The 506-nt window shown below is 57.3% G+C and carries 1 protein-coding gene; it reads left to right on the forward strand.

Annotated features, from left to right (window positions below):
- Positions 1–200: 200 nt before the first annotated feature.
- Entirely contained in the window at positions 201–470 is a 270-nt protein-coding gene (locus AC1D0P_RS28395; RefSeq protein WP_477679788.1) for an antibiotic biosynthesis monooxygenase, read from the forward strand.
- The last annotated feature ends 36 nt before the right edge of the window (positions 471–506 follow it).

A 506-nucleotide genomic window follows, 5' to 3' on the forward strand; every position in this document is an offset into this window, starting at 1 on the left:
GAAGTATACTTTCCGTGATATAAAACAGACTTCCGCAAGCGCAAGACCAGCAGCATACGGAAACTATACCCGGCGCGGGTTTGCGCCTCAGGCGCAGCGTAGCTGGCTCGACATTTGATATGTCGGCATCGGTCCAATGCGGCCGCCTTGCGGATGCGTGACGGCGTTATTGATGGGATTTCAACCGGGAGGAGCGTGACATGACGAGAGTGTTCGTGCGGCATCAGGTTTCCGATTACGCGGCCTGGCGGAAGGCCTACGATTCATTTGCGCCGGTGCAAAAGGCAAATGGCGTGATCGCCGAATCCGTCTTTCGGTCCCTCGACGACCCCAATGACGTGACGGTGATCCATGATTTCGCCACTGCGGATGCGGCGCACGCGTTTACCAAGCTCGAAGAACTTGGAAAGGCGATGGAGAGCAGTGGCGTTGTTGGTGCTCCGACGGTGTGGTTTGCGGAGAAGGCGTGAGCAGGGTTGAGCGTTGAGATCACCCCTCACCAAGTG

Source organism: Polaromonas sp. P1_G2, assembly GCF_056405515.1.

Excerpts from the sequence above, each read along its gene's own strand:
- AC1D0P_RS28395 (WP_477679788.1), top strand. The coding sequence starts at position 201 with ATGACGAGAGTGTTCGTGCGGCATCAGGTTTCCGATTACGCGGCCTGG.